This is a genomic window from Rhizobium sp. O111 (genome assembly GCF_055616315.1).
On sequence record NZ_JBSHXL010000003.1, the window covers coordinates 1,001,862 to 1,023,905 of the forward strand.

At 57.9% G+C, this 22,044-nt stretch carries 22 protein-coding genes and 5 pseudogenes; 14 read left to right on the forward strand and 13 right to left on the reverse strand.

The features are described from left to right. Positions 1–52: 52 nt before the first annotated feature. A pseudogene (locus ACVTFQ_RS30660) lies at positions 53–1,631 on the reverse strand (mechanosensitive ion channel family protein); the annotation flags it as partial. On the opposite strand from ACVTFQ_RS30660, the pseudogene ACVTFQ_RS30665 reads away from it, so the two are divergent. Next, positions 1,621–1,881: pseudogene (locus ACVTFQ_RS30665) on the forward strand (chromate transporter); the annotation flags it as partial. The pseudogenes ACVTFQ_RS30660 and ACVTFQ_RS30665 overlap by 11 nt on opposite strands. A 515-nt stretch (positions 1,882–2,396) precedes the next feature. On the opposite strand, the gene ACVTFQ_RS30670 reads toward ACVTFQ_RS30665, so the two are convergent. Next, the gene (locus tag ACVTFQ_RS30670; protein ID WP_470424506.1) at positions 2,397–2,546 is read right to left on the reverse strand and encodes a hypothetical protein; all 150 of its coding nucleotides are present in this window, start codon (positions 2,544–2,546) and stop codon (positions 2,397–2,399) included. 141 nt (positions 2,547–2,687) lie between these two features. On the opposite strand from ACVTFQ_RS30670, the gene ACVTFQ_RS30675 reads away from it, so the two are divergent. After that, positions 2,688–2,822, forward strand: coding sequence for a hypothetical protein (locus tag ACVTFQ_RS30675; RefSeq protein WP_470424507.1), 135 nt, complete (start codon positions 2,688–2,690; stop codon positions 2,820–2,822). A 559-nt stretch (positions 2,823–3,381) separates the two neighbouring features. Here the strand turns inward: ACVTFQ_RS30675 and ACVTFQ_RS30680 are convergent. Next, complete coding sequence (locus tag ACVTFQ_RS30680; RefSeq protein ID WP_470424508.1) at positions 3,382–3,576, reverse strand: hypothetical protein; 195 nt, start codon at positions 3,574–3,576, stop codon at positions 3,382–3,384. Between the two features lie 49 nt (positions 3,577–3,625). On the opposite strand from ACVTFQ_RS30680, the gene ACVTFQ_RS30685 reads away from it, so the two are divergent. The 5 genes from ACVTFQ_RS30685 to ACVTFQ_RS30705 all read left to right on the forward strand — a co-directional run bounded on the left by ACVTFQ_RS30685 (position 3,626) and on the right by ACVTFQ_RS30705 (position 7,445). Next, positions 3,626–4,291, forward strand: a complete 666-nt coding sequence (locus ACVTFQ_RS30685; protein WP_111563753.1) for a glutathione S-transferase family protein — start codon at positions 3,626–3,628, stop codon at positions 4,289–4,291. Continuing rightward, positions 4,288–4,887, forward strand: coding sequence for a flavodoxin family protein (locus ACVTFQ_RS30690; RefSeq protein WP_470424509.1), 600 nt, complete (start codon positions 4,288–4,290; stop codon positions 4,885–4,887). The genes ACVTFQ_RS30685 and ACVTFQ_RS30690 overlap by 4 nt, the downstream gene beginning before the upstream one ends. A gap of 704 nt (positions 4,888–5,591) precedes the next feature. Further along, on the forward strand, positions 5,592–5,693 hold the full coding sequence (locus ACVTFQ_RS30695) for a DUF982 domain-containing protein (protein WP_470424510.1): 102 nt from the start codon (positions 5,592–5,594) through the stop codon (positions 5,691–5,693). 248 nt (positions 5,694–5,941) lie between these two features. Then, complete coding sequence (locus tag ACVTFQ_RS30700; protein ID WP_470424511.1) at positions 5,942–6,532, forward strand: cysteine hydrolase family protein; 591 nt, start codon at positions 5,942–5,944, stop codon at positions 6,530–6,532. Positions 6,533–6,671: 139 nt separating this feature from the next. Next, positions 6,672–7,445 (forward strand): SDR family oxidoreductase, encoded by a 774-nt coding sequence (locus ACVTFQ_RS30705; RefSeq protein ID WP_470424512.1) that lies wholly within the window; start codon positions 6,672–6,674, stop codon positions 7,443–7,445. Between the two features lie 1,202 nt (positions 7,446–8,647). Here ACVTFQ_RS30705 and ACVTFQ_RS30710 read toward each other — a convergent pair. The 3 genes from ACVTFQ_RS30710 to ACVTFQ_RS30720 all read right to left on the reverse strand — a co-directional run bounded on the left by ACVTFQ_RS30710 (position 8,648) and on the right by ACVTFQ_RS30720 (position 10,125). Beyond that, entirely contained in the window at positions 8,648–9,154 is a 507-nt protein-coding gene (locus ACVTFQ_RS30710; RefSeq protein ID WP_283193863.1) for a metallophosphoesterase family protein, read from the reverse strand. A gap of 285 nt (positions 9,155–9,439) precedes the next feature. Then, positions 9,440–9,661: a hypothetical protein gene (locus ACVTFQ_RS30715; protein ID WP_283193862.1), complete on the reverse strand. Its 222-nt coding sequence runs from the start codon at positions 9,659–9,661 to the stop codon at positions 9,440–9,442. A 326-nt stretch (positions 9,662–9,987) separates the two neighbouring features. After that, positions 9,988–10,125 carry a hypothetical protein gene (locus ACVTFQ_RS30720; protein ID WP_470424640.1) on the reverse strand — a complete coding sequence of 46 codons (138 nt, stop codon included), beginning with the start codon at positions 10,123–10,125 and terminating at the stop codon, positions 9,988–9,990. A 373-nt stretch (positions 10,126–10,498) separates the two neighbouring features. On the opposite strand from ACVTFQ_RS30720, the pseudogene ACVTFQ_RS30725 reads away from it, so the two are divergent. Together ACVTFQ_RS30725 and ACVTFQ_RS30730 are read left to right on the forward strand one after the other, a co-directional pair. Continuing rightward, positions 10,499–10,723 (forward strand): annotated as a pseudogene (locus tag ACVTFQ_RS30725) (DUF983 domain-containing protein); the annotation flags it as partial. Between the two features lie 444 nt (positions 10,724–11,167). Continuing rightward, positions 11,168–11,377: a hypothetical protein gene (locus ACVTFQ_RS30730; protein ID WP_112436748.1), complete on the forward strand. Its 210-nt coding sequence runs from the start codon at positions 11,168–11,170 to the stop codon at positions 11,375–11,377. A gap of 7 nt (positions 11,378–11,384) precedes the next feature. Here the strand turns inward: ACVTFQ_RS30730 and ACVTFQ_RS30735 are convergent, their stop codons facing one another. After that, positions 11,385–11,708, reverse strand: a complete 324-nt coding sequence (locus ACVTFQ_RS30735; RefSeq protein ID WP_413393992.1) for a hypothetical protein — start codon at positions 11,706–11,708, stop codon at positions 11,385–11,387. A gap of 339 nt (positions 11,709–12,047) precedes the next feature. Here ACVTFQ_RS30735 and ACVTFQ_RS30740 point away from each other — a divergent pair, with 339 nt between their 5' ends. Further along, on the forward strand, positions 12,048–13,370 hold the full coding sequence (locus ACVTFQ_RS30740) for a type II toxin-antitoxin system HipA family toxin (protein WP_470424513.1): 1,323 nt from the start codon (positions 12,048–12,050) through the stop codon (positions 13,368–13,370). Between the two features lie 20 nt (positions 13,371–13,390). Further along, positions 13,391–13,672 carry a helix-turn-helix transcriptional regulator gene (locus ACVTFQ_RS30745; RefSeq protein ID WP_470424514.1) on the forward strand — a complete coding sequence of 94 codons (282 nt, stop codon included), beginning with the start codon at positions 13,391–13,393 and terminating at the stop codon, positions 13,670–13,672. A gap of 192 nt (positions 13,673–13,864) precedes the next feature. Here ACVTFQ_RS30745 and ACVTFQ_RS30750 read toward each other — a convergent pair. Continuing rightward, positions 13,865–14,134: pseudogene (locus ACVTFQ_RS30750) on the reverse strand (FAD-dependent oxidoreductase); the annotation flags it as partial. Between the two features lie 28 nt (positions 14,135–14,162). Here ACVTFQ_RS30750 and repC point away from each other — a divergent pair. The 3 genes from repC to proP all read left to right on the forward strand — a co-directional run bounded on the left by repC (position 14,163) and on the right by proP (position 18,110). Further along, positions 14,163–14,486, forward strand: coding sequence for a replication initiation protein RepC (gene repC, locus ACVTFQ_RS30755; protein WP_470424515.1), 324 nt, complete (start codon positions 14,163–14,165; stop codon positions 14,484–14,486). A 278-nt stretch (positions 14,487–14,764) separates the two neighbouring features. Next, positions 14,765–16,003, forward strand: a complete 1,239-nt coding sequence (serA, locus tag ACVTFQ_RS30760; RefSeq protein ID WP_470424641.1) for a phosphoglycerate dehydrogenase — start codon at positions 14,765–14,767, stop codon at positions 16,001–16,003. Positions 16,004–16,592: 589 nt separating this feature from the next. Continuing rightward, a complete protein-coding gene (gene proP / locus ACVTFQ_RS30765; RefSeq protein ID WP_470424516.1) occupies positions 16,593–18,110 on the forward strand; it encodes a glycine betaine/L-proline transporter ProP in 1,518 nt (505 codons plus the stop codon). A 217-nt stretch (positions 18,111–18,327) separates the two neighbouring features. Here proP and ACVTFQ_RS30770 read toward each other — a convergent pair whose 3' ends face one another. From ACVTFQ_RS30770 to ACVTFQ_RS30790, 5 genes and pseudogenes are all read right to left on the reverse strand, one after another. After that, positions 18,328–18,888, reverse strand: coding sequence for a KUP/HAK/KT family potassium transporter (locus ACVTFQ_RS30770; protein ID WP_470424642.1), 561 nt, complete (start codon positions 18,886–18,888; stop codon positions 18,328–18,330). After that, a pseudogene (locus ACVTFQ_RS30775) lies at positions 18,868–20,227 on the reverse strand (KUP/HAK/KT family potassium transporter); the annotation flags it as partial. The gene ACVTFQ_RS30770 and the pseudogene ACVTFQ_RS30775, both read right to left, overlap by 21 nt. Before the next feature lie 170 nt (positions 20,228–20,397). Next, positions 20,398–20,619 carry a hypothetical protein gene (locus ACVTFQ_RS30780; RefSeq protein ID WP_111563739.1) on the reverse strand — a complete coding sequence of 74 codons (222 nt, stop codon included), beginning with the start codon at positions 20,617–20,619 and terminating at the stop codon, positions 20,398–20,400. 102 nt (positions 20,620–20,721) lie between these two features. After that, positions 20,722–21,063, reverse strand: coding sequence for a hypothetical protein (locus tag ACVTFQ_RS30785; protein ID WP_283193856.1), 342 nt, complete (start codon positions 21,061–21,063; stop codon positions 20,722–20,724). A 15-nt stretch (positions 21,064–21,078) separates the two neighbouring features. Then, complete coding sequence (locus ACVTFQ_RS30790; RefSeq protein ID WP_283193855.1) at positions 21,079–21,960, reverse strand: aldo/keto reductase; 882 nt, start codon at positions 21,958–21,960, stop codon at positions 21,079–21,081. Between the last annotated feature and the right edge of the window lie 84 nt (positions 21,961–22,044).

Consider the following 22,044-nt stretch of genomic DNA (forward strand, 5'->3'; position numbering starts at 1 on the left):
GATCACGCGGTGGTAATCGCGCACCTTGAGGGATTGAGGCCATGGGCTTCGCTCACGTCGCGGTCGTGGCTGTGCCCGCCTGTTGTGCGCGGATCGCCTGCGCTGCCGCTGCCGCGCCGCCTTCCTTGTCGTCACCGCCTACCTGTACGGTCGGTTGGGCGAAAGCGATGTCATTTGCCAGGAACGCCTCGCGAAGCTTGGCGTAGGCCTTGCGACGGATGAAAGTCTGCATGCCGGGCACCGTGGTCATGGCAAAGCTCAGGACTATTCCATAGTCCGCGAACTCCTCGACACCCTTCATCTTCAGTGGCTCGATAAAGAGCGGGCCAAGCTCTGGGTCTTCCTTCAGCTCCGCTCCGATCTTTTTGGTCAGCTTTCGGGCCTTTTCGATATCGGTGTTGAAGCCGACAGTAATTCTGAACTTGTCGATCACCCAGTCACGACTCATGTTCTCGACGGCACCGAGGTCGCCGAATGGCACCGTGAAGACCGGGCCGCGATGATGACGTAGGCGAACCGAACGCAGGCTGAAGCCCTCGACAGTGCCTTTGTAATCCTTGGCTTGGATATACTCCCCGACGCGGAAGGCGTCATCCAGCATGTAGAACACGCCGCTAATCACGTCCTTGACGAGGGTCTGCGAGCCGAAGCCTATAGCGACGCCGAAGATGCCCGCGCCCGCGATCAACGGTCCGATCTGAACGCCGAGTTGTGCCAGAACGATCAGAAAGGCCATGACGCCGACCATGACAGCCAGCGCGTTGCGAAGGATTGGAAGCAGGGTGCGAAATCGGGCGCGGCGGGCCGCATCGGCCGGCGCGAGCGAGGTCGCATCCGTCGCGCCATGCAGTGTCCGGTCGATCCAACCTTTCGCCAGTTGCCAGAGCAGATCGGCGCAGACGAGGATCAAGACACTTTTCAGACCACCGTAGAACAGTGAGACGATCACCGGATCGCGCCGACCCAATGTATCCGGATTGAGACGCCAGACCAGCGCCAGCCAGCCGACGGCCAGACAGATCACGACGGCACGAGCGCCGCGGATAATCAAGACACCTCGAAAGCTCCTCGGATCGCCGGTGAAAGAGGCCACCGCGCGGCCAACCCTTGAGGACGGCCGGTAAGGCAAGCAAATAGATGCCGATCCAGAAAACCCCCCGCATGTTGACACACCAGATCACCCATAGCACCACAAGGAAACCCGCGATAGCAACCTTCCAGGACCGAGGTCGCCGCGAAGTGGCCCAAAGGGCCTCGATCGCCAACATCAGGCCGATAAGGGAGAAACAGTAATTGATTGCCTCCGTAACGAGCGGCGGAACCCCGAGGGGTTCCCCAATTGCTTCAGTGGCGGCCGCGAAGCAGACAAGTCCGATGACGGCCGACAATCTTGCCCGCACGGGCGGTGCGACCTTGGCGATGGACATGAACACTCGAGCCAAGCGGAACAAGATGAAGGCGGACAGGTAGGCTAGCAAGACGATGCGAGCGAGAGGTGGCCAATCCACCGCGAAGAAAATAATCGCCATCGCGCCAGCGAAAATGACAATCGGAGCCAGGTCACTAGGAATGGTGTCACCACGTGCCACCAGCTTACGGTAAAGACCCTCGGCAATGAGGCCAACGGCAAGCCAGGTCGGCTTTGCTCTTGGCCTTATGCGGGGTGGCCCATTGGGCGCTCTCGCGGCGTGGGCAGCATTCACACTTCCCTCCGCCATCATCCTGATCATCTTCGCTGTGGCGGCGACAGCCCTCGATAATCCGATTGGGCAGGGCCTGCTACATGGTCTGAAGCTCGTGGCCGTGGCCGTTGTTGGACAGGCGGTATGGGGCATGTCAAGGTCCCTGACACCCGACGAGCCGCGAATAGGCATCGCCCTCTGAACGGGCGATGGGTAGCCACTAATGATAAATATTCGTTTGACTTGCCCCGGTGGCGAGCGCCTCGTGAGTGGGAGATTGAACGACGAGCGACTAGGGAGGCCGCTTGATCGCCGCTTTGATCTCGACAGAAAGCGAGCGGCTTTATGGATGCCTGGATCGCAACTCAGAACATCAAACGCTTCCGCCAAATTTTGCTCACTGAAACTGAACCCCAAAAGAGGAAACTTCTTCGGGGCCTGATCGAAAGCGAGATAGAGAAACTTCGGAAGTCCGAATTTCCGCGAATGCCTACCAAGCACTAATTTTTCATTCGATCGTCGGAGACCGGGGACATTCAAACAAATATCCTTGTTGTCGCGGCCACGGCCTTTGTCGTCTGCGTAAGCGCCGCAGCATGGTGGGAGTTTTTATCGCTTTGTGGAGATTTATCTTTGGTAAGGGTGCACGCGTAGCAATTTGATGCCTTCGGTCAACGCTCCCTCTACGTGCAGATGGGGTGAGTTTTATCAAGTTCATTCCCCGCCCTCCATAGGAGAGGACAGAGCGGCGTCCAACAGATTGCGTATGAGCCGGCGCGTCGATGCCTTGCCTTCACCCGTCCAGCCGATGAACTCTTTGCCGTAATGCGCAATGCACCCGGCCTCGACCATCTCGTCGGTCATCACCACATTGTTGGTGGGCGTTCTCCCGTCATGGGGCAGCCTCTATCGCTTTCCTCTAGCTCAAGCCGCGATGAGGGGGCGAATGCTGCTGTCGTAGGCGTGTTGGGCGCCGCTCTCCATCATCCAGTCTGGGCAAGCGCCGTGCTCACTCAGACTGACTTCCCGCTGGCGATCACGGGCTTTCTGTTGCTGCTGGTCTGGCGAGCCCCACCTTGGATCGTGGTGGCCCTGATGGCTGCCACCGCCGCGAGCCTAAAGGTGAGCGGGCTGGCGTGAGTACTTCACACGGAAGCGTCGTTGCCGCTTTCAAGACCGGTTTGGGGGCCGATGGCCGTCACGTCACAGGACCGCTTCCTTGGTCATGTCGGGCGTTGGAAGGTTGCGGTAGTTCAAATGTACGCGCTTTCTATGTGGTTTGAGCTCACCCAAACCAACAGTGATAACAGAAACCATCACTTTGGGGGGGGCGATGGTTTCAGGCGGGATGTTCTGGAATTTCCCGGCATGAAATAAGCAAACCGGCTTAAACCTACCACGAATCGCGCCTCCTTGGTTGATATCGCGACCGGTCGTGATCGCCGCGGCATCAAACCATGAGAGCCTGATCCACGTTCAGTTGCTTCCTCAAGCACCCAGAGTTGATCTCTTCGTTCGAACCGAAATCAATCCTGACCTGTAACAAGAAGCCCTCGGCGCCCCCGTTGGTTCTGATCTTCTCGGCGCCCTGACAAGGTTCTCGACAACCGATCCACCTAGTTCGAGACCGCCGACCGCAAGCTGTGAGAGGAAAGCGATACCTTGCGCATCGGGCGGGCCGGCGACAGCGGGCGGACGGTCAAAGCGGCGAGGCGAAGCCGATCACTGCTCGCGCGGTCTGGATGGGAAACGCCGCCCGAAGGCGACAAACCCGCTCTCGAACACGAACCCGCTGCTTGGACAGTTCGGCGACGATTTGAAGCTCGAACCCGTGTTGCTGTTGTCCGAAGGCGAACGCGCGACCTTGCCAAGCCCTGGCGACGATTGGAACCATTGACGGCTATCCAGCTTCTCCCTGCTGGTCGTGACCGCGGAGAATTCACCTGTTTATTGTCCATCATCTCAACAATAGCCGCTCCCAGCGCATCCTTTGGCTCATGGAGGAGCTGGGACTGGATTACGCAATCCGCTTTTACGAGCGAAACAAGGATATGTCCGCCCCCGAGGCATTGCGGGCGGTTCATCCGCTCGGAAAGTCGCCGATCGTCGAGGATCTCGATAGCCCCGCCAGCCGCCAGGTGTTGGTGGAGACTGGTGCGATCGTCGAACACCTAGTTGGCTCGGCGGACGGCAAGCTAGGCTTGCCTGCGACGCCCCGCGAAGCCGTTCTATATCGCCAGTACCTCCATTATGCCGAAGGTTCGCTGATGCCGATACTCTTCACCAGCCTCGTCGCATCGAAAATTCCCCTTCTGGGACGGTTCGCGTTGAAGCGCATACGTCCGATGCTCGAGACGCACCTGAACTTCGTCGAACAGGAACTCCGCGGTCGCGAATGGTTCGCTGGAACCGCGTTCACCGCGGCCGACATCATGATGAGCTTTCCCCTCGAGGCGGCGGGGGCCCGTGGGTTTCTCGGAGATGACAATCGAGCAACAACAGACTGGCTCGCACGTATCCACGCCCGTCCCGCTTACCATAGAGCCCTGGAGAAAGGCGGACCCTATGCTTTTGGACCGCCGCGATCATCAAAGGAGACGACCCAATGAAACTCAAGGCAATCGCTCTGAACGGCACCCTGAAATCTAGCGGAGGCGAGCCGTCATCCACCGACCGAATGCTCGACCTCATTGGGCGCGGATTGCGCGAAATGCATGTCGAGGTCGAAACGATCCGCTTGGCCGACCATGACATCAAGCCAGGCGTCACATCAGACGAAGGGCCAGGCGATGCATGGCCCGATATCAGAAAGGCGATTCTCGATGCCAACATCTTGATAATTGGGACACCTATTTGGCTTGGGCAACCCTCCTCGGTCGCCAAGCGCGCTCTTGAGCGCATGGATGCCTTCCTCGAGGAAACCGATGACGAGGGGCGGATGATTTCCCACGGCCGGGTCGCGGCCGTCGCCGTCGTCGGCAACGAGGACGGCGCCCATCACGTTTCCGCCGAGGTTTTCCAGGCCCTCAACGACGTGGGCTTCACCATTCCCGCCAACGCGGTCGCCTATTGGGTGGGTGAAGCAATGGGCAGCAAGAACTTCGTGGACCTCGACGAGATCCCGGAGGTTGTGACGTCAGCAGTCGACATGCTCGTTCGCAACACGGTCCAACTCGCGGGATTGTTGGGCAACAAAGCGCCATAGCTCTTACCACCGACGGGTCCCCGTCTGGTTTGGATCGAGCCACGGCCGCTTCTTTATGATACCAGCGGTTTCGCGCGGTTGAGCCGCCCGAACGCCCAAGGTCGCGAACTCGATTTGCCTGGGGCCGGACGGCGGATCTCGAGCGCGGTGCGGATCTCGCTTGGATCCGGCGGCCATGGCAGGCTGGTGATATCGACGTCACCAACTCCATACGAGCCTCACCACGAACACGGGAGGCGGCACATCAAACCCGAAAGAGCCGGTCCAAAGGCTCGAAAAAACCCGTGCCCGCCGGAGTGCGACCGCTCCTGGTCGCCCGCGACGGCGGGAACATGCCCACTCCGTTGGGTCAGCCGCGATGGCGCGGGAGATAGCATATCCCCGGATATTTATGGGGGCATTACACCAATCATGAGATGCCGCTGACGAAAATGTCGTGGAACACAATCTAAATCAGGATCGATCGTGCGGTTGCGGACCAAGCCCTCACCTCGGGAACCGGCAACCGTCGTCGAGGTTGTACATACGGTTTCAAAAAGAGGTGCCTCATGCCCATGGTTATTGATGTCGACTTTCAGATAAGGTGGGCGGTGCCGGTTCACGTGCGGATGGCTGGCGGTAGCCGTCAACGCATTAACGGACCCGATGCCGCCCTGCTAGCGCTAAAAAGCCAATGGCCATAGAAGGACAGCGCGGAATTCAGCTTGGCGATGTCCAGGTGCCGCAAGGCTCTAATGGAGCACGGAAGCGCGGAATTGGCACGCGAAAGCTTCATGGACGCAGCGGTTCAGGCGAAGGTTCTTTAATGACAGCGATATCAGCCATGACATTCCACTGGGCCATCATCTTGGGATCCATAACGCTACTATGCTGGATGTTTGCCGGCTTCTCCGCTGTCTTGGGAACAAGGGCGAAATCAGGAACGCGGAGCCAGGTCGATCGAGTGATTACCTCACGACGGGATTGGCCGCGGTAGGCTTTGTTTCCTTGACGGCGATGGGCCCTTTACTCGGATTTGGTTCGTAGGCCACTGGTTCGCGGTCTGCGGCACGACATGGAGGCGATCATGCCACGGTGGGCTCACCTATGTATCGATATGCAGCGGATGTTCGACGAGGAGACCGCGTGGAACGTTCCATGGATGGCGGAGGTATCCAGCCAAATCGAGGAATTGGCGGCGAGAACACCTGCACGGACCATCTTCACCCGCTTCATCCCGCCGCGCTCCGCGAGCCAGATGCCGGGCGCATGGAAGACCTATTACGAAAAGTGGGATCAGATGACCCTTAACCGCTTACCGCGCGAGCTTGTCGACCTTTTACCGGCCCTGGCTCGATTTGTCCCGCCAGCGCGGATCTTTGACAAGCGGACGTATTCCCCCTGGGTTGACGGACGGCTTCATCAACTTCTGGTCCAGGACGGCGTCGATACGCTTATCGTCACCGGAGGGGAGACGGACGTTTGCGTGCTCGCGACCGTGGTCGGCGCGATCGACCTCGGGTACCGTGTGCTGATTCCGCATGACGCGGTGTGCAGTGGGGCGGATAGCACGCACGATTCGACACTGGAGCTTCTCGGCGCGAGATTTTCCGTGCAGGTCGAGATGACTTCCACGGAAGAGCTGCTTGCGAAAGTCGTGGGATGAACCGCGCGGCGCTTTCGGTGGGCGTTTTCCGTCATGTACCCGACCATCGAACGTCCGTACAGAAGCGTACTTGGAACCGGATCCGCTGATACCGGGTTAATCATCGTCTTGTTTTCGTCAAGCATTGGACGGGTGTCACATGAAGAGAGTTGCCTTGGTTACAGGCGCGGGATCGGGCATCGGAAGAGCCTCGGCCCAAAGCCTTGCATCGGAAGGATATTGCGTCGGCTTGCTTGGACACAGCCCGGACGATCTTGACGCCACGATGCTCGAGATCAGCGAGAGCGATGGCGATGCTCACGTCTTGAATGCCGATATCGCGAACCAACGGCAAATGGAGGAGGCGGTCAGCGAGCTGGCGCGCCGTTACGGCAGGCTCGACGTCGTAGTGGCGAACGCCGGGATCAACGGCGCGTGGGCTCCCATCGATGATTTGACATTGGAGGAATGGAACAGGACCATCTCCACCAATCTCACTGGCACCTTCCTGACAATCCGGGCGACTGTTCCTCTCCTGAAGGCGGCGGGTGGCGGATCGATCATCGTGGTGTCATCGATCAACGGAACCCGAACCTTCACGACGCCCGGCGCGACGGCCTACACCGCCACCAAGGCGGGTCAGGTTGCGATGGTGCAGCAATTGGCGCTCGAACTTGCTCGTCATCACATCCGTATCAACGCGGTGTGCCCCGGCGAGATCGAAACGAATATCGACTCGAACACTGCCCTTCGACAAGAGGATCAAACAGTGATCCCCGTCATCTGGCCAGACGGCCAAGTTCCCATCACCGGCGGCAGGCCAGGCAAAAGCTCTGATGTGGCGGACGTCATAGCATTTCTGGCATCAGACAAGGCGCGGCACATCACTGGATCACCAATATGGGTCGATGGGGGCCAAGGACTATTGCGGTGAAACCATCGGGTCGAAATCGGTCGTTGTAAGGACGAGGCCGGCAGACGGAGTTGTTCCCGGAGGTAGCCAAGCATGCCGAGAGCTGGCGAGAACGCAATGAACAGGAGAAATCGTGCCGGGGCGTCAAACAACGTTAACTCACATCCAAGGACGTTGAGAAATCGACGGGTGCGTCCAACAACGAAACTTGCTGATAGCCGCACGTGCAAACCACGGGTCCCCGCCAAATCGGACGGCATCAGACCAGGAGGCGTAAGGGGTCTCGTCCGCAACGCAATCAGCTCCAGCACGCAAGCGGCCGAGTGGTTCGATCACGTTCGCGACTTCGCATTCTTTGGCGTCACGATGACCTTGGAGCTATCCACGCCTGCCTAGGACAGCTTTCCACGCAAGTCGGATGGATTGAAGGCGTGTGTGGACACGCTCCGGCGTCGAGGTCCCGATGCCATTGCGGAAATCAGCAAGAGCCTGGGCTTCCAACCGGGTGAACCTCTCATCGGAAGAATTTCGCAGAGCTAGTCCCGTAGTGCGATCAATGACCACCCATCGGCCGTTCGACATATCGACTTCATAACGGGTCATCTCAAAATCTCTGCCTGACTTCGCGAAAAGGCATATCGAGCCGACATGACAGGAAACTTAACATGCACCATGTCTAACTGAACTCGGTTCAAACGTGGTGAAGAAAGCGCTACCGGGACAATGATGCTCGGGCGCTACACAGTTCCTGTCCCGCGTCATGCCCCTTGGCTAATGCCGGAGGCGACAGTGACAGCGCGCGTCCTGGCGACGCTCGGCCTTGTTGACCTTTGTCGTACCTCGCATGAGGCTCCCCGCCGAAAAGGCCGGAACGTGGATGAAGTAAAAAGCATGCTTGGGGTTGTCGCGTCAGCAGGGCTCCCAGCGACCGTTCAGGGCGCGGCGGCGTCCAGCGACAGCGCATGGAACGCACTCGTCGCAAAGGCCAAGGGACATGCATCGGCCAAGCGGGCACTGATAGCCGCAGGCGACCATGCCGGCTCGTTTTCGATGACGCTACTGGAAAGATCGCGATCTTGCTTTCCCACGGACAGGCTGCATTGATATTACGCGCTTTCGCCTTGCCCTTCGCTTGCGACCCGCCACAAGAAGTCGGGCAATGCCTCCATCGCGGAGTACCTTGGCTAGGAAGGTAGCTCCCCGGTTTGTACATCCAACATTGGTCATCCTGGCACTCGTTTCAAGCGCGATGATAGGATATCGTTGAGTGTGACAGGCTTGAGATCAAAAACATCGACCCCAACATCAAACTGACGGGGCAAAGGTTTGAGCCGGCCGTGTGAATGACCGTGGAGATTGATCGATTTCTTGCCCATCTGGTTCCAGGTGCGGAAGGGGTAATGGCACATCACCAGCAGAACGCCGTCAACGATGAGCTCTTTGTAGTGCTGCACCGTTTTCCACCCTCCGCAGGCGACCACCGTGTCGGGATCGTTGTTGCCGATGATCAGGTGCTTTATGCCGGTTAGGCGCTGGAGCATATGGTTGCAATCCCCCGCGCCCCTGCCCATGAAGTCCCCGAGATGCCAGACTTCATCATCCGGACGAACGACCGCGTTCCAGTTTGCGATCAGGGCCGCGTCATGCTCCTTCATTCCCGGAAAAGGTCTTTGGTCGATCCTCAGTACGCGAGGGTCGGCCAAGTGCGTATCGCTCGTGAAGTAGATCATCGAAGAAGCCTAAGCTGTCCGCGTTTGGCGAGGTCGGCGAGATTGATCACATCCACCATCCGATCCGCTTCGTCCGGTTCCAAGGTATCCAGACGGACGCCGTGATAGACGGCGGCCCAACCCGTGAAGATGTCGATAATCGACCAGTATACATCGGAATGGTTTTTACTGACTTGATATCGAAGATGTCCCATGAACGAAAGCTGGGGCTGGCGGCCGGGATATCAAGAGCCCCAAGAACGTCGAAAACGGTGGCGAGGCCGTCTGGATGATGACGCTATAAAATCAGGTTTTCGCGATTATAACCTCGTCATGCATGAGCTTGGTAAGCTCGGCCGCATCGTGAATGCCGAATTCGTGCCATCCCACAAGCGCCTTGGCAGCTAGCCTTCCGCGATCGCTGGACGGATCGCAGTCATTGTCGCGACACCAATCGATGAGAACGCCGTGCAACATCTTCAGGTCGGTTGTCGTGAGCGGCTCTTTTGGCCAGTCGGTCTTGGTCAAGCGATGTCCCTTGGCTTTGATGAGACAGCATCAAGAAGAAAGCTAGCCCGCGATTAGGCAGGGCAAGAGCTGAACCATGATTGAAGCGGCTCGAAAGCCATATTCCGGAATATCCGCAAATGATTGATATCAAAACAGAATAGTCTGTACGTTAGTGTACAATCTCGCTGCGAAACGTGGCTGTCGCGGCCGGGGGCGCCTCGGCGTCCATGATCACCGTCGGATTGGGAAATGGCGACGCAAGGCTCATGGGTCCATTTATCACGCGCTTGGCGGGCGTTTGGCTCGGCCGCATCATCATGCGCTTCTCCAGACGACGACAAGGATCAGCACAAGGTGCTTCGAAATTGAGACCCGATGCCGAGCAGCGCGCCGTCATTGTCGACGACTGGCAGGCTGCTGAAGCCGCGATCCAGCACCGAATTCGCGGCTTCCCATATTCTCGGTCGCGGCCCGAGCATGATAGGATCGGGACTCGATGGATCGCACGGTCAGCATCACAAATCTCCTTGCTTTGCTCCCAGGCTACTGGCAGGGCGCTCCGGGCACGTTGACGCCCTTCAAGCCCGGCATCTCACCTGAGAGAGCGGCGGAAGCCCCTTAGCAAGAGAGTAAACAGGGCCGCGGCGATCCCTGCGAGCCACATGAACTGTGGCCACACGACCGAAAAGCCCGCGCCTCTGTAAAGCACGGCCTGCGCCATCACGATGAAATGCGTGCTTGGGGCCGCAAGCATGATCGTCTGAATGATTTCAACCATGCTCTCGCGTGGTGTCGTCGGTGTTGCCGCCGAAGGCGGAAGCAGTTTGAGGCTAAGATGAACTAAAAAATGCGAGTGTGACGAGCGATTTCGACGAAACGAAGGATCTCGCACTGACAGGCATCAGAGGGCCTTACCCACGGTGTCAACGCGGCCATCTCTTCGATGGCCCGTCGTCATTGGCTCCCGCCTACGAGGTTCTTGGCCTCGATTGTTTTTTCGCGGACCCTGCTGATGGACCAGCGTTCTTCGCCACGAGCATTGTCGCTGTCCCCGCGCTCGCCTTCGCGCTCTCGCTCCAGAATGCCCCATTGTGTTGCGCATCATTGCGACGTTAGTCGCACCGGAATTCCTGGAAGGTGCGCAGGGTCAGTCTCCTGTCAAGCAAGCGGCTCTATCCGATGCGAGGAGAGCGGCGTCGTGAAAACGATACCGAGGTTTCTCGTACTGCTCGGCCATACGAACCTTGAGCACGAAAAACGACGGTAGGAGAGTATAGGCGACTATGGGCGATCGCGCGGTACGATGAAAAACGCTTGATAAGGATCCGCCTCAGGACAGGGTTCGAGACTTCGTTGAGGCGGTGGCGCAATGAACGGACAGGGTTCCCGCGGATGTGTTAATGCATCGTCATGTGAACTTTTCTCGTAATCAGCCCGTTTAAGCTCATTGGCATTGGCATTGAGTGTCGGTCGTACTCCACCCGAAACGCCTTGCTAGCGCGGGAACGCATTGAGGATATAGACATGGCGAAGCGTACAACGAAGTCCGATAACGTGGAGACCTCTGGGGCATTCCCATGGGGAAAATTGATCGCGGGTATCGCCGGGAGTGCCGTGGCGACTCGCGTCATCCGCAAGGTACCGCTTGGCCGGATTGTCATTGCGGCAACGCCTTTGATTGTCGCCGCCCTGCAGCGGGGCCGCGAACCGCCGAAGGATGGGCCAAAGGGTTGAATACTTTTCATGGAAGCGCTTCCTGCAAGTCGGCATACCACTCAGCGTACGGGGTGTTTCGGACGAGATGGCGATTGTAGTCGGGAGCGCCGTCGTTCCACCACGGGGTTCCCCGCTCGCCAAGCGCTACCTTCGCATCGTTGACGCGGCCACGGGCGTCCGCCATCTCGCGACTGCCCGCTGTCGCATCGCGAACGGCGCGCCGCGCCGCCATGAGCTGAGCCACCAGACGATCATGGGTATCTTGGTCGAGCGCGGGGTTGCACTGCCGCCATAGGCGGCCGCGCACTATGAAGTATCGATTATCTGGCGTGGTCGGGTAGTCTGGCAATGCGTCTTTCCTAGTCCAACTGTCGTCGGACGACTGCCTTCGCTGGGAACCTCGACGATATTGGCGCCTTCCGTGATCGAATCCTATTTGATATCGCCATCAATCGCCAGTGTCCGCGCTTAGGCTCCGATCGGCCGAAGGGGCAATCAACACCGTCGAACCGAGTTCTCCGCCGAGCGCCTGAACTCTCGGCACCCTTTTTTCTGGCCGTCGGCATCCTCGGCATGCTCGATTACTCCCCGCGCCGCCAGGTCCCGCCTCCGACGCGGTTATGAACCATTAAATGGGGTTTATCTTTTCTACGTAGTACATTAACGTCCCATTAGAAGGATCAATTTAATGCGGCTGACGCTTCAAACACATTTTAACCGTGAGTGGCACCACGCCGCGACGCTCGAATTGAAGGACGATACGGCCGGCTTCAAGGGCGCGTCGATCGTCGACTACGATCTCGATTATTTCGTTACCGTGGCGTCGGTGGAATTCGCGGCCGGAAAAACGGTCAGAGACCATCGCGCCTTGTCAATCCGCTATCCTGTTGATCTCGAAAATCGATTTAGTGGCAGTTGGCCGCCGTTTCTATTGGATCTCATGCCACAAGGACATGCAAGGCGAAAGCTTGCGGAGCACCTAGGGCTCGCCGAAGGCTCGCGCGCTTCTGATCTCCCGCTGCTTCTGCGATCAGCGACGGGCGGCATAGGCAATATCCGCATCAAGGAAGCGGCTGAGGCCGAAAGGGAACGACTATATAATGTGCGGCGCCGAGGCGTGACGGAAGAGGAAATCCTCGAGCGGTCGGATCGCTTCATGGAGGTGGCTGATCGCTTTGCAATGCTTGCGTCTGGTTCAAGCGGACTGCAAGGCGAATGGCCCAAGGTCTCCATGACCCAGGCGAATGATGGTCTTTATTATCCTGATAGCTTCGTGACCGATGACGAGGCCGTGCGCCACGTCATCGTCAAGCTGGTACGCAGCAGCGACCCCGTCGATCGTCTGATCCTCGAGGGCGAAGCCATCTATTCGCGAATTGCTGAAGAGATCGGTCTTCATGTCAGCGAACCTTCGAGCCATGCCGAAGGGGTCCTGATCATTCCCCGTTTCGACCGGAAGACAAGAGAAGGCGGCGGAACCGTCAGGCTGGGGCAGGAAAGCCTCGTGTCGGCGATCGGCGTCGCGGATTTCGGCCATGTTGGCACACACGAGGCGTATATCGACCTGCTGCGCCAATATTCAGCCGAGCCATTCTCGGACATCGTCGAATATGTGAAGCGCGATATCGCCAATCTGGCGCTCGGAAATCCTGATAATCACGGTCGGAACTCGGCTCTAAGCAAACATCAAGATGGCACGATCCGTCTTGCTCCATTGTTTGACTTCGCGCCCATGCGGCTGGCCAAGGAAGGAATCGTTCGCTCGACACGATGGGCCATGATGCGTGATGGAGGCGTCGATCACCTCCCTGACTGGAAGAAGATCTGCAAAGGAGTGATGGCCGTTCCCGATGAGCAGAAACGTATGGCGAGTGCACTCTACTCTTTCGCTGAACAACTGCGACGGGCGCCGAACCTTGCGAGGGACGGGGGCGCTTCTCCCGAAATTCAGCAGCGAGCGATGACGCGCTGCGTCGAAATAACAAACAGCGTTCTCGAGGCCTGCTCATGACGCGGAGGTCGAACTGATATATGGCCCGCTGGAAGAAGCCAACAAAAGAACAAGTTCTTGAAAACCGCCGGACATTGGCCGCGCGCGCGCGCAATGGCGATTTGCCTTTACCCGAAGCAGTCGGGGATCTCCGCAAGGGCATCGGCATGACCCAAGAAGAATTCGCTAAATCGCTAAGCCTCACTAGGCGGCAAGTTGCCGAGATTGAAGCTGGGACCGCGAATCCTAGACTGGAGACGTTGGAGAAGATTGGTCGCCTGTTTGGGTTTGGAGTCGGGTTTATTCCGAGATCACGATCATGAAATAGCAATATCTCCGGTTGCGAAAAGCGTGATTGACGTATCCGCCCAGGTGCGCTGCGGGTCGCTCAAGCTGGCGCGGCGTGCCGCCGTATCGGGAAATTCAATGGCGCCACGATCCGACTGCGGTGGCTGCGTCGTAACCACGACGCAAGTCGGGCGTGACTTTCGTCCCTCTGTCCCTGCGCGGTCGTTCAATGTGCCGTTGCGTTTGACCACGCCGCGCAGCATCGCCTCCCAGCGGTCGGGCGCATCCTGCCCCTCGCGCAGCACCGCCTCGTCGGCGCTCTCGCGCTCGCACCAAGGCGCCAGCATGCCGCCGGCGAGCCATGACGCGGCCGCCGAAAAGCCGGGGTGCGGATCGAAGACCGTGATCTCGGCGCCGCGCGCGACAAGCGCATGGACCACCGCGAGGCCGCCAACGCCGGCCCCTTTGACGGGGCAGGGTAGAACGCAGCGCAACATTGAGCCGATCAACGCGTTTCCGCTAGGCATGGTGCTCAAAGCTAGCCTTCAAATCATCGATTACGGGCCCAGCGGCAGGATTGACCATTGGCGCGAGTTGATGGGAGCCGCGGTGGTCGTCCGGTCAATGCTTGGGTTAGCTCGTCTGCTTATGAGGAGGCGTGCGGAGCGATGGGGCCGGAGAACCCTGCGGTGGCTATGGCCTGCATTTTGGAGATCGAATATGATCGACTCGCCAGGCGGGTATCTGCGTGACCACGCGAAGCGGTCGGAGCGCGGTGAGTTTTCGCTCGGACCGATGCTGATGGCGTTCTTGAAGGTAAATGGGATGGAAGGACGCCGCGCTGGCTGACGGTGCCCGGTTGACTGACACGCCAGAGGGCCTGAGAGCTTGACGCAAAACTTGACGGCCGTTTTATTCTGGTCTTTTTTCTTCTGAAACAACGCATTAGTGGGTTTGAAGATCCTCGCGTCGCCGACTTGGCGTCCAACATGCATCGAGAGATGGGCGGGAGAGTAACGGCTTTTGCGCTTGCATTGCTTATCGGATGGTCGCAAAGCCATGTTGAAGGGCGCCACGGTCGGCTCGAAACGACGCTGGCAAATTTAATCGGAGACAAAAGGTCTATCATGACTCGCCAGCTTTCTCTCTCCCGGGACCGTATTTCTGTACTTCTGCTCGAAGGCATTAACCAAAGCGCCGTGGATTACTTTGCGGCGTCTGGATACACGAATCTCACTCACCTGCCGAAGGCGCTCGATGACAAGGATCTCAAGAGCCACATCGCCGATGCGCATATCATTGGTATTCGCTCAAGAACGCAGCTGACAGACGAGATATTCCAATCCGCCAAAAAGCTGATTGCGGTTGGTTGCTTCTCGGTCGGCACAAACCAGGTCGATCTCGAGGCGGCGCGGCGCCGCGGGATACCTGTCTTCAACGCACCCTACTCGAACACGCGCTCGGTGGCGGAACTTGTGATCGGCGAGATCATCATGCTGGCCCGACAGATCTTTCCGCGGTCGGCGTCCGCACATCAGGGCGGATGGGAGAAATCCGCTGTCGGCAGCCGCGAGCTGCGGGGTAAAACGCTAGGGATCGTCGGTTACGGCAATATCGGTTCGCAGCTCAGTGCTCTTGCCGAAAGCATGGGGATGGTGGTGCGCTATTTCGACCTTTCCGATCGGTTGCGCCGGGGCAATTCGGAATCGATGGCGTCGCTCGGCGAGCTCCTCGAAATCTCGGACTATGTGACGATGCACGTTCCCGAGACAGCATCGACCCAAAACATGATCGGCGAGGCCGAACTGCGCCGCATGAAAAAGGGCGCGATCTTCATCAACAATTCGCGCGGCACTGTCGTCGATCTCGATGCGCTCGCGACCGTGTTGAAGGAAGGGCATCTGGCCGGAGCTGCCGTAGATGTGTTTCCCGTGGAGCCGGCATCGAACAAGGATCGCTTCGAATCGCCGCTTCAGGGTTTGAGCAACGTCATATTGACACCCCATATCGGCGGCTCCACCGAAGAGGCGCAGGAGCGCATCGGCCGCGAAGTCTCCAGAAAGCTGGTCGAATATTCCGACGTCGGCTCGACGATGGGCGCGGTCAATTTTCCTCAGGTTCAGCTGCCCGAGCGCCCGAATGGCACGCGTTTCATCCACGTCCATGAAAACCGCCCCGGTACGCTCATCAAGCTAAACGAGATATTCTCTTCGCGCGGGCTCAATATAATTGCAGAGTTCCTGCAGACCCATGGCGACACGGGCTATGTGGTGATCGAGGTTGAGGGCGTTTCCGAGACGTCCGATGAAATTCTACAGGCGCTGCGCGCGATACCCGGCACGATCAGAGCGCGACTGCTCTATTGACGGTGCGCCCAGGGGATGCGCCAAACAGTCTTTCGGCGAAAGTCGTTCAGCCCGGTCCGCCGATGACAGGTCTATTCGTTTACGAGCTCCCCGAGGACGAGATACGCTATATGAAGCTGGTGCTCTCGAAACAATATGATCCGCAGCTCAAGGACGAGATCAGCGTGTCGCTCGAACCGGATGATGCTGCCCCGCAAGCGAGACTGGCGATCCGTAAAGATGGCATCTGATCGCGTGAAGTGGACATGGTGACTCTCGCTCGCAAGCCTGCCGTTTCTGATCGCGGCCGCCATTGTGATCAATGCATGGCGAAACATCGAGGATTACAGCCGTCGGATCGAGACCGATGTCGTGGAGGGATCTGGTCAGCTCGACTATGCCGGCGCGACGTGGCGCCTCGAGAAGGTCAGACTGCTTGGCGATGGACGCGACACGCAACTGCGTCTTCCCGGCAAGATGGCTCGCTCGCCAGGCTGGCGGCCAGCTTGGAGCGGCAAAAACAAGCCCTAGATAACAGCTTGGAGCGTTCAGGCGTTTCAGGCATTTACCCGCGCCTCTTGGTTGAGGTGAATTTGCACATGGGGGCATCGTGAGCGATACGCAAACCAACACGCTGACACTGAACGACGTCACTGTCATCGAGGACTCCAAGCTGAAGAAGGCGATCACTGCGGCCGCCCTCGGCAATGCGATGGAATGGTTCGATTTCGGCGTCTATGGGTTCGTCGCAGCCACGGTTGGCAAGGTATTTTTTCCCGAAGCTTCGCCAGCAGTGCAGACCGTCGCCGCACTCGCAACCTTCTCCGTACCGTTTCTCGTGCGGCCATTGGGCGGCGTGTTTTTCGGCTCTATGGGTGACAAGTTCGGTCGGCAAAAGGTTCTATCGTTGACGATCGTCATTATGGCGGTCAGCACGTTCTGTATTGGCCTGATACCGAGTTATGCGATGATTGGCCTGTGGGCCCCCATCCTGCTGCTCATGTGCAAACTTGTCCAAGGGTTTTCGGTTGGCGGTGAATACACCGGCGCCGCCATATTTGTCGCGGAATATTCGCCTGATCGCAGGCGCGGTTTTCTTGGAAGCTGGCTCGATTTTGGCTCGATCGCCGGATTTGTTCTCGGCGCTGGACTGGTCGTCGTACTGACCGCGGCGATGAGCGAAGCAAATTTCCTCGCCTGGGGTTGGCGCCTACCTTTCTTTCTCGCTGCTCCCTTGGGTCTCATCGGCCTTTATCTGCGGCATGCGGCCGAGGAGACGCCGGCCTTCACCGAACGCCTGAAGCGGACCGAGAAGGAAGATAAGCAGGCGTTGTCCGAGCGGCCCATGATCCCGATAGCGGAGATCATCCAGAGGCATCCGAGGTCCCTGGCAATATGCATCGGCATGGTGCTTGTTACTAACGTCACCTATTACATGCTCTTGACCTATATGCCGACCTATCTGGCGAAAACCCTCGGCTATACGGAGGACCATGGCGCTTTAATCATCATCGCGGTCATGGTCGGAATGTTATTCGTGCAGCCGCTGGTTGGATTTTTGAGTGACCGCATCGGCCGTCGGCCGTTTCTCGCGGTTGGAAGCTTGATCATCCTCACCTTGTCGTTGCCGGCATTTCATCTGATAGCGAGCGGCAACACGATCGGCATCTTCTTTGGTCTGTTAATCCTCGCGATCGGTCTGAATTGCCTTGTCGGCATCATGGCTGCAACTTTGCCCGCCTTGTTTCCTGCGCGAATTCGTTACAGCGCGCTCGCCATATCCTTCAATATCTCGATTATCGTCGCCGGCCTCACACCCACTGTGGCGGCATGGTTGGTCGAAGCGACCGACAACATCTATATGCCGGCGTACTATCTCATGATTGCCGCAGCCGCAGGTCTTCTGACGACCTTTTTCCTGAAGGAGACGGCCAATCGGCCCCTTTATGGAGATACGCCGAACGCTTCCAGCCGCAAAGAGGCAAGGGCGCTTCTTGCGGAGCATTATCTATACATCGAGGAAAGCGTTGAAAAGATCGATGAAGCGATGGCGGAGTTGGCCGAGCAGATGCAACTTCTTCGGCAGAAGCGTGAAAAGCTCGTGGGCCAACACCCCGAACTGAATTGATCGCCCACGAGGTGTGCGGAGCAGGAAGATCGGCCCCCGAGGGCCCTGCCCCTGGTGTGCTTCGGACGAGACTTTTCGGGCCAATTCGAGCTCCGACCCCTCGCTTGATAACTCGCCGCATTTCTTCACCGACAATTTCCTCCGCAGTTTACACGTAGCGATTGTCTTTGAGGTTACGCGAATAGGAGTACGCTTTGCGACGATCGACCCCAAGAAATCAGATAACGGTTTGCAAGCCGAGCTCGACCACGCGTCCTGTTGGAAGGCCGAAATAATCGGTAGCGTTACCTGCGTTCTGGGCGAGTACGATGAACAGGCGATCCTGCCAGAAAGGCATGCCGCCTTTCTTTGATGGGAGGATCGTCCGGCGCGACAGGAAGAACGATGTCGACATGATGTCGAACTTCAGACCAAGCTTGCGAACCAGCACAAGCGCGCGCGGGATGTTGGGCGTCTCCATATATCCGAACGTGATCACCAACCGGCTGAACAGTGGGCTGAAGCTTTCAAGGAATATCTTCTCGTCGTCAGGAACGAACGGCTCCGTTGCGGTCACGACGCTCAGAATGACATTGTGCTCGTGAAGAACCTTGTAGTGCTTGAGGCTGTGCAGCAGTGCGGTCGGTGCACCCTCGACGTCGCTTGTCAGGAACACGGCAGTTCCGGGGACAGTCGTCGGCGGCCTCTTCGTCAGCCTTTGTATGATCCCTTCCAGCGGTACCTCGTCCGCACGCGTGCGAGACGCCAGTAGTCGACGGCCTGCCATCCATGTTTGCATGATGAGGGCCATCGTGCATGCAACCGTGACCGGAACCCAGCCGCCTTCCGGAAATTTGGCGATGTTTGCCACAAAGAACCCGGCGTCGATCAGGAAGAGTGGCACGATGATCGCCGTGGTGGTGAGCGTCGTCCATCTCCAGATGTGTTTCATGACCACGAACAAAAGGATGCTGGTGATCAGCATCTCGCCCGTAACCGCGATGCCGTATGCGGCAGACAGTCCGCTCGAGCTTCTGAAATACAGAACAAGTGCGATAACGAACACGAATAGGAACGCGTTCACTTGTGGCATGAAGATCTGCCCGGAGTGCGTCTCGGAAGTGTGCAGGATCTGCAGGCGTGGCAGTAAGTTGAGGTGCATTGCCTGACGCACAAGCGAATATGCCCCCGAAATGACTGCCTGGCTCGCGATCACCGTTGCTGCGGTTGCAAGACACACGATTGGCACACGCGCCCATTCAGGATGCATGCCGAAGAATGGGTGGTCGGTCATGCCAGGATTTGCGAGAACGAACGCGCCTTGTCCGAAGTAGTTGAGAAGCAGGCATGGAAATACGAGCGAGAACCACGCCACCACGATTGGTCGTCTGCCGAAATGGCCGAGGTCGACGTAGAGTGCCTCAGCGCCGGTGACAGCGAGGAAGACCGCGCCTAGGACGGCGATAGCGCGACCGATATTGTTCGATGCATACAAAACTCCGTGAAGTGGATTGATGGCGCTAAAAATCTCCAAATCATCGAGAATATGGACGGCGCCGCTTATTCCAAGAACCAGAAACCATACCGCCATGACGGGTCCGAATACTGACGCGACACCACCTGTCCCAAAACGTTGAACGAAAACAGTACGGCAATGATCGTAACGGTGATCGGAACGATCCATGCCGACAGGCCGGGCGCGACCACCTGGATTCCTTCGACGGCGGACAGAACCGAGATTGCTGGGGTAATAATGGCGTCGCCAAGGAAGAGGGAGGCTCCCGCGACACCCAAGACGAGAATCCACGCTGGCTGTCGGTGAAGCTCTGCCGGGCAAGCGTCATCAGGGACAGCGTTCCCCCTTCGCCCCGATTGTCAGCCCGAAGAACGAACATCACGTATTTAACCGTGACGACGATAGTCAGGTCCCACACGATGAGTGAAAGAATGCCGAGCACGTTCTCCCGGTGCGATCCCAACCCCGCCGTGGCGTGAAGTGCTTCGCGAAACGCGTAGAGGGGGCTTGTCCCGATGTCACCGTATACGACCCCAAGGGCAGCCAACACCAGTGACGGCAGACCGTTGCGCGATTCAGTTGCCAGTTCTGGGTCTTCAGAGCGAAGTTGGGGGTAGGTCACCGAGCAATCCTGACGGAAGCGACTTTGTTTTCAACATTGTAGGTGATGATATCGCTGAACGCTCGAACGTTCGATTGGTTCGATCGGATGAACCACAGCATTTAAGACTTGCCAAAAAGGAAAAGAGGCCGCGTACGGCTACCCTGTTTCGAACGGTCTGCCACACGACATCAGGGCAGGTCCTTCAGCATCCGGATCCGGTTTGCGGTTGTGAAGGCAATAACCTTGTCCTGCTCGATTGCCCGCAACACCGCTAGGATTTCATCATGCGTAAACCCGCTCTCGCGAAGCGGGTCGCTGATATCAAGCAAACTGATCGTTACCTTGCGCTTCGCCTTGAGTGCCCGAAGCCTTGCGATGAGAGCATTCTCTGTTTCGCTAAATCGACTCATGTGATGCTTTCGTTTGTTGCGTGTCCTCGCGTTGCGCTCCGCGCCGCGTACCGACCTGGAGAGATACCACTCTCGAGGTTGTCACGCTAAAGTTCCTCGACGTCACACAAATCCCGTATGTCCGCCAAACGCAACCTCTTCATCATCAAGGTTTCCCGTACCAATCCTCTTGCTTTCTCCCGACAGTAATTCGACGCCTTGGTCTGTTTCACCTTGAGCGTGCCCTCGGCTTTGTCCCCCGCGAGCTTCCTCCTCGCCGTCAAATGCTCGATCATCCTCACCGGTGACCAATCGGTCAGTCTTCGCCTCACAGAATGCGGCGTCGATCACGGACTGCCGGTTGGCCACCCATGCAATGTCCGGTTCGGCGACAGAAACGCTCTGATCGATCCGCGTCGCATTTGATGGCGCTGTTGGCGAAAGCTTGGAAATCTTCTCGACCATCGGTTCTTTCTTTAATTATGCCTTCTGGAACGCTTTTTTGCCCTCGGCGTCGAGTGCCCTGAATTGATCGTCGGTCAGCGTTACGTCCGCCGCGCGGACGTTCTCCTCCAGATGTTTGACTTTTGAGGTGCCCGGAATCGGTAGCATGACCGGGCTACGCTTCAGGACCCATGCAAGTGCGATTTGACTTGGCGATACGCTGTGTTGCTTTGCAACCGTATCCAGAAGAGATCCAGGCTTCGCCAATTCTCCGGCCGCCAGTGGATACCACGGGATGAAGCCAATTCCGTGTTTCGTGCAATAGTCGAGGACGTCCTCGCTCGTGCGATCCACCAAGTTGTACCTGTTCTGCACCGTGGCCACCTTAAAGACCTTCGATGCAGCCTCGATATCAGCCACCGACACCTCGCTCAGCCCCGCATGGCGGATTAGGCCAGAGTCGATGAGCGACTTGATGGCGTCAAACTGCTCTTTAGCTGGTACCCTTGAATCGATCCTGTGCAATTGCCATAAATCAATCCTTTCAACGCCCAGGTTTCGAAGGCTCTTGTGTACCTGTTGAATTAGATATTCGGGACGCCCGACAGGCAGCCAGATATCCGGGCCGTGACGGGTGAGGCCACCCTTGGTGGCGACGATTGATCCATCGTTATAAGGGTGAAGCGCTTCCTTAATCAGCCATTCGGAAACATCTGGCCCGTATGAATCGGCGGTGTCGATGAAGTTGACCCCAAGCGAGGGGAGACGCTTTAGCGTTCGGATCGCTTCACCATGGTCTGCGGGAGGGCCCCAGATGCCGGGGCCGGTCACGCGCATGGCGCCAAACCCCAAGCGGTTCACCTCCATGTCTCCGCCGATCTTGAACGATCCTGATTTCGCCGCACTGTACTCGGTCATCGCCAGACTCCGCCGTCGCATGTAGTTGATCGATATCGTGAAGGTAGTGGCGCGAGGTGGTTGTTAAAGTGGTCTTGATGACAT

What these genes read in the sequence shown, in the direction of transcription:
- ACVTFQ_RS30670 (WP_470424506.1), bottom strand. Translation starts at nt 2,546, where the DNA reads ATGACCGACGAGATGGTCGAGGCCGGGTGCATTGCGCATTACGGCAAA.
- ACVTFQ_RS30680 (WP_470424508.1), bottom strand. Translation starts at nt 3,576, where the DNA reads ATGGTTCCAATCGTCGCCAGGGCTTGGCAAGGTCGCGCGTTCGCCTTC.
- ACVTFQ_RS30690 (WP_470424509.1), top strand. Translation starts at nt 4,288, where the DNA reads ATGAAACTCAAGGCAATCGCTCTGAACGGCACCCTGAAATCTAGCGGA.
- ACVTFQ_RS30700 (WP_470424511.1), top strand. Translation starts at nt 5,942, where the DNA reads ATGGAGGCGATCATGCCACGGTGGGCTCACCTATGTATCGATATGCAG.
- ACVTFQ_RS30705 (WP_470424512.1), top strand. Translation starts at nt 6,672, where the DNA reads ATGAAGAGAGTTGCCTTGGTTACAGGCGCGGGATCGGGCATCGGAAGA.
- ACVTFQ_RS30710 (WP_283193863.1), bottom strand. Translation starts at nt 9,154, where the DNA reads ATGATCTACTTCACGAGCGATACGCACTTGGCCGACCCTCGCGTACTG.
- ACVTFQ_RS30730 (WP_112436748.1), top strand. Translation starts at nt 11,168, where the DNA reads ATGGCGAAGCGTACAACGAAGTCCGATAACGTGGAGACCTCTGGGGCA.
- ACVTFQ_RS30740 (WP_470424513.1), top strand. Translation starts at nt 12,048, where the DNA reads ATGCGGCTGACGCTTCAAACACATTTTAACCGTGAGTGGCACCACGCC.
- ACVTFQ_RS30745 (WP_470424514.1), top strand. Translation starts at nt 13,391, where the DNA reads ATGGCCCGCTGGAAGAAGCCAACAAAAGAACAAGTTCTTGAAAACCGC.
- repC (WP_470424515.1), top strand. Translation starts at nt 14,163, where the DNA reads ATGGTGCTCAAAGCTAGCCTTCAAATCATCGATTACGGGCCCAGCGGC.
- serA (WP_470424641.1), top strand. Translation starts at nt 14,765, where the DNA reads ATGACTCGCCAGCTTTCTCTCTCCCGGGACCGTATTTCTGTACTTCTG.
- ACVTFQ_RS30770 (WP_470424642.1), bottom strand. Translation starts at nt 18,888, where the DNA reads ATGCAAACATGGATGGCAGGCCGTCGACTACTGGCGTCTCGCACGCGT.
- ACVTFQ_RS30780 (WP_111563739.1), bottom strand. Translation starts at nt 20,619, where the DNA reads ATGAGTCGATTTAGCGAAACAGAGAATGCTCTCATCGCAAGGCTTCGG.
- ACVTFQ_RS30785 (WP_283193856.1), bottom strand. Translation starts at nt 21,063, where the DNA reads ATGGTCGAGAAGATTTCCAAGCTTTCGCCAACAGCGCCATCAAATGCG.
- ACVTFQ_RS30790 (WP_283193855.1), bottom strand. Translation starts at nt 21,960, where the DNA reads ATGACCGAGTACAGTGCGGCGAAATCAGGATCGTTCAAGATCGGCGGA.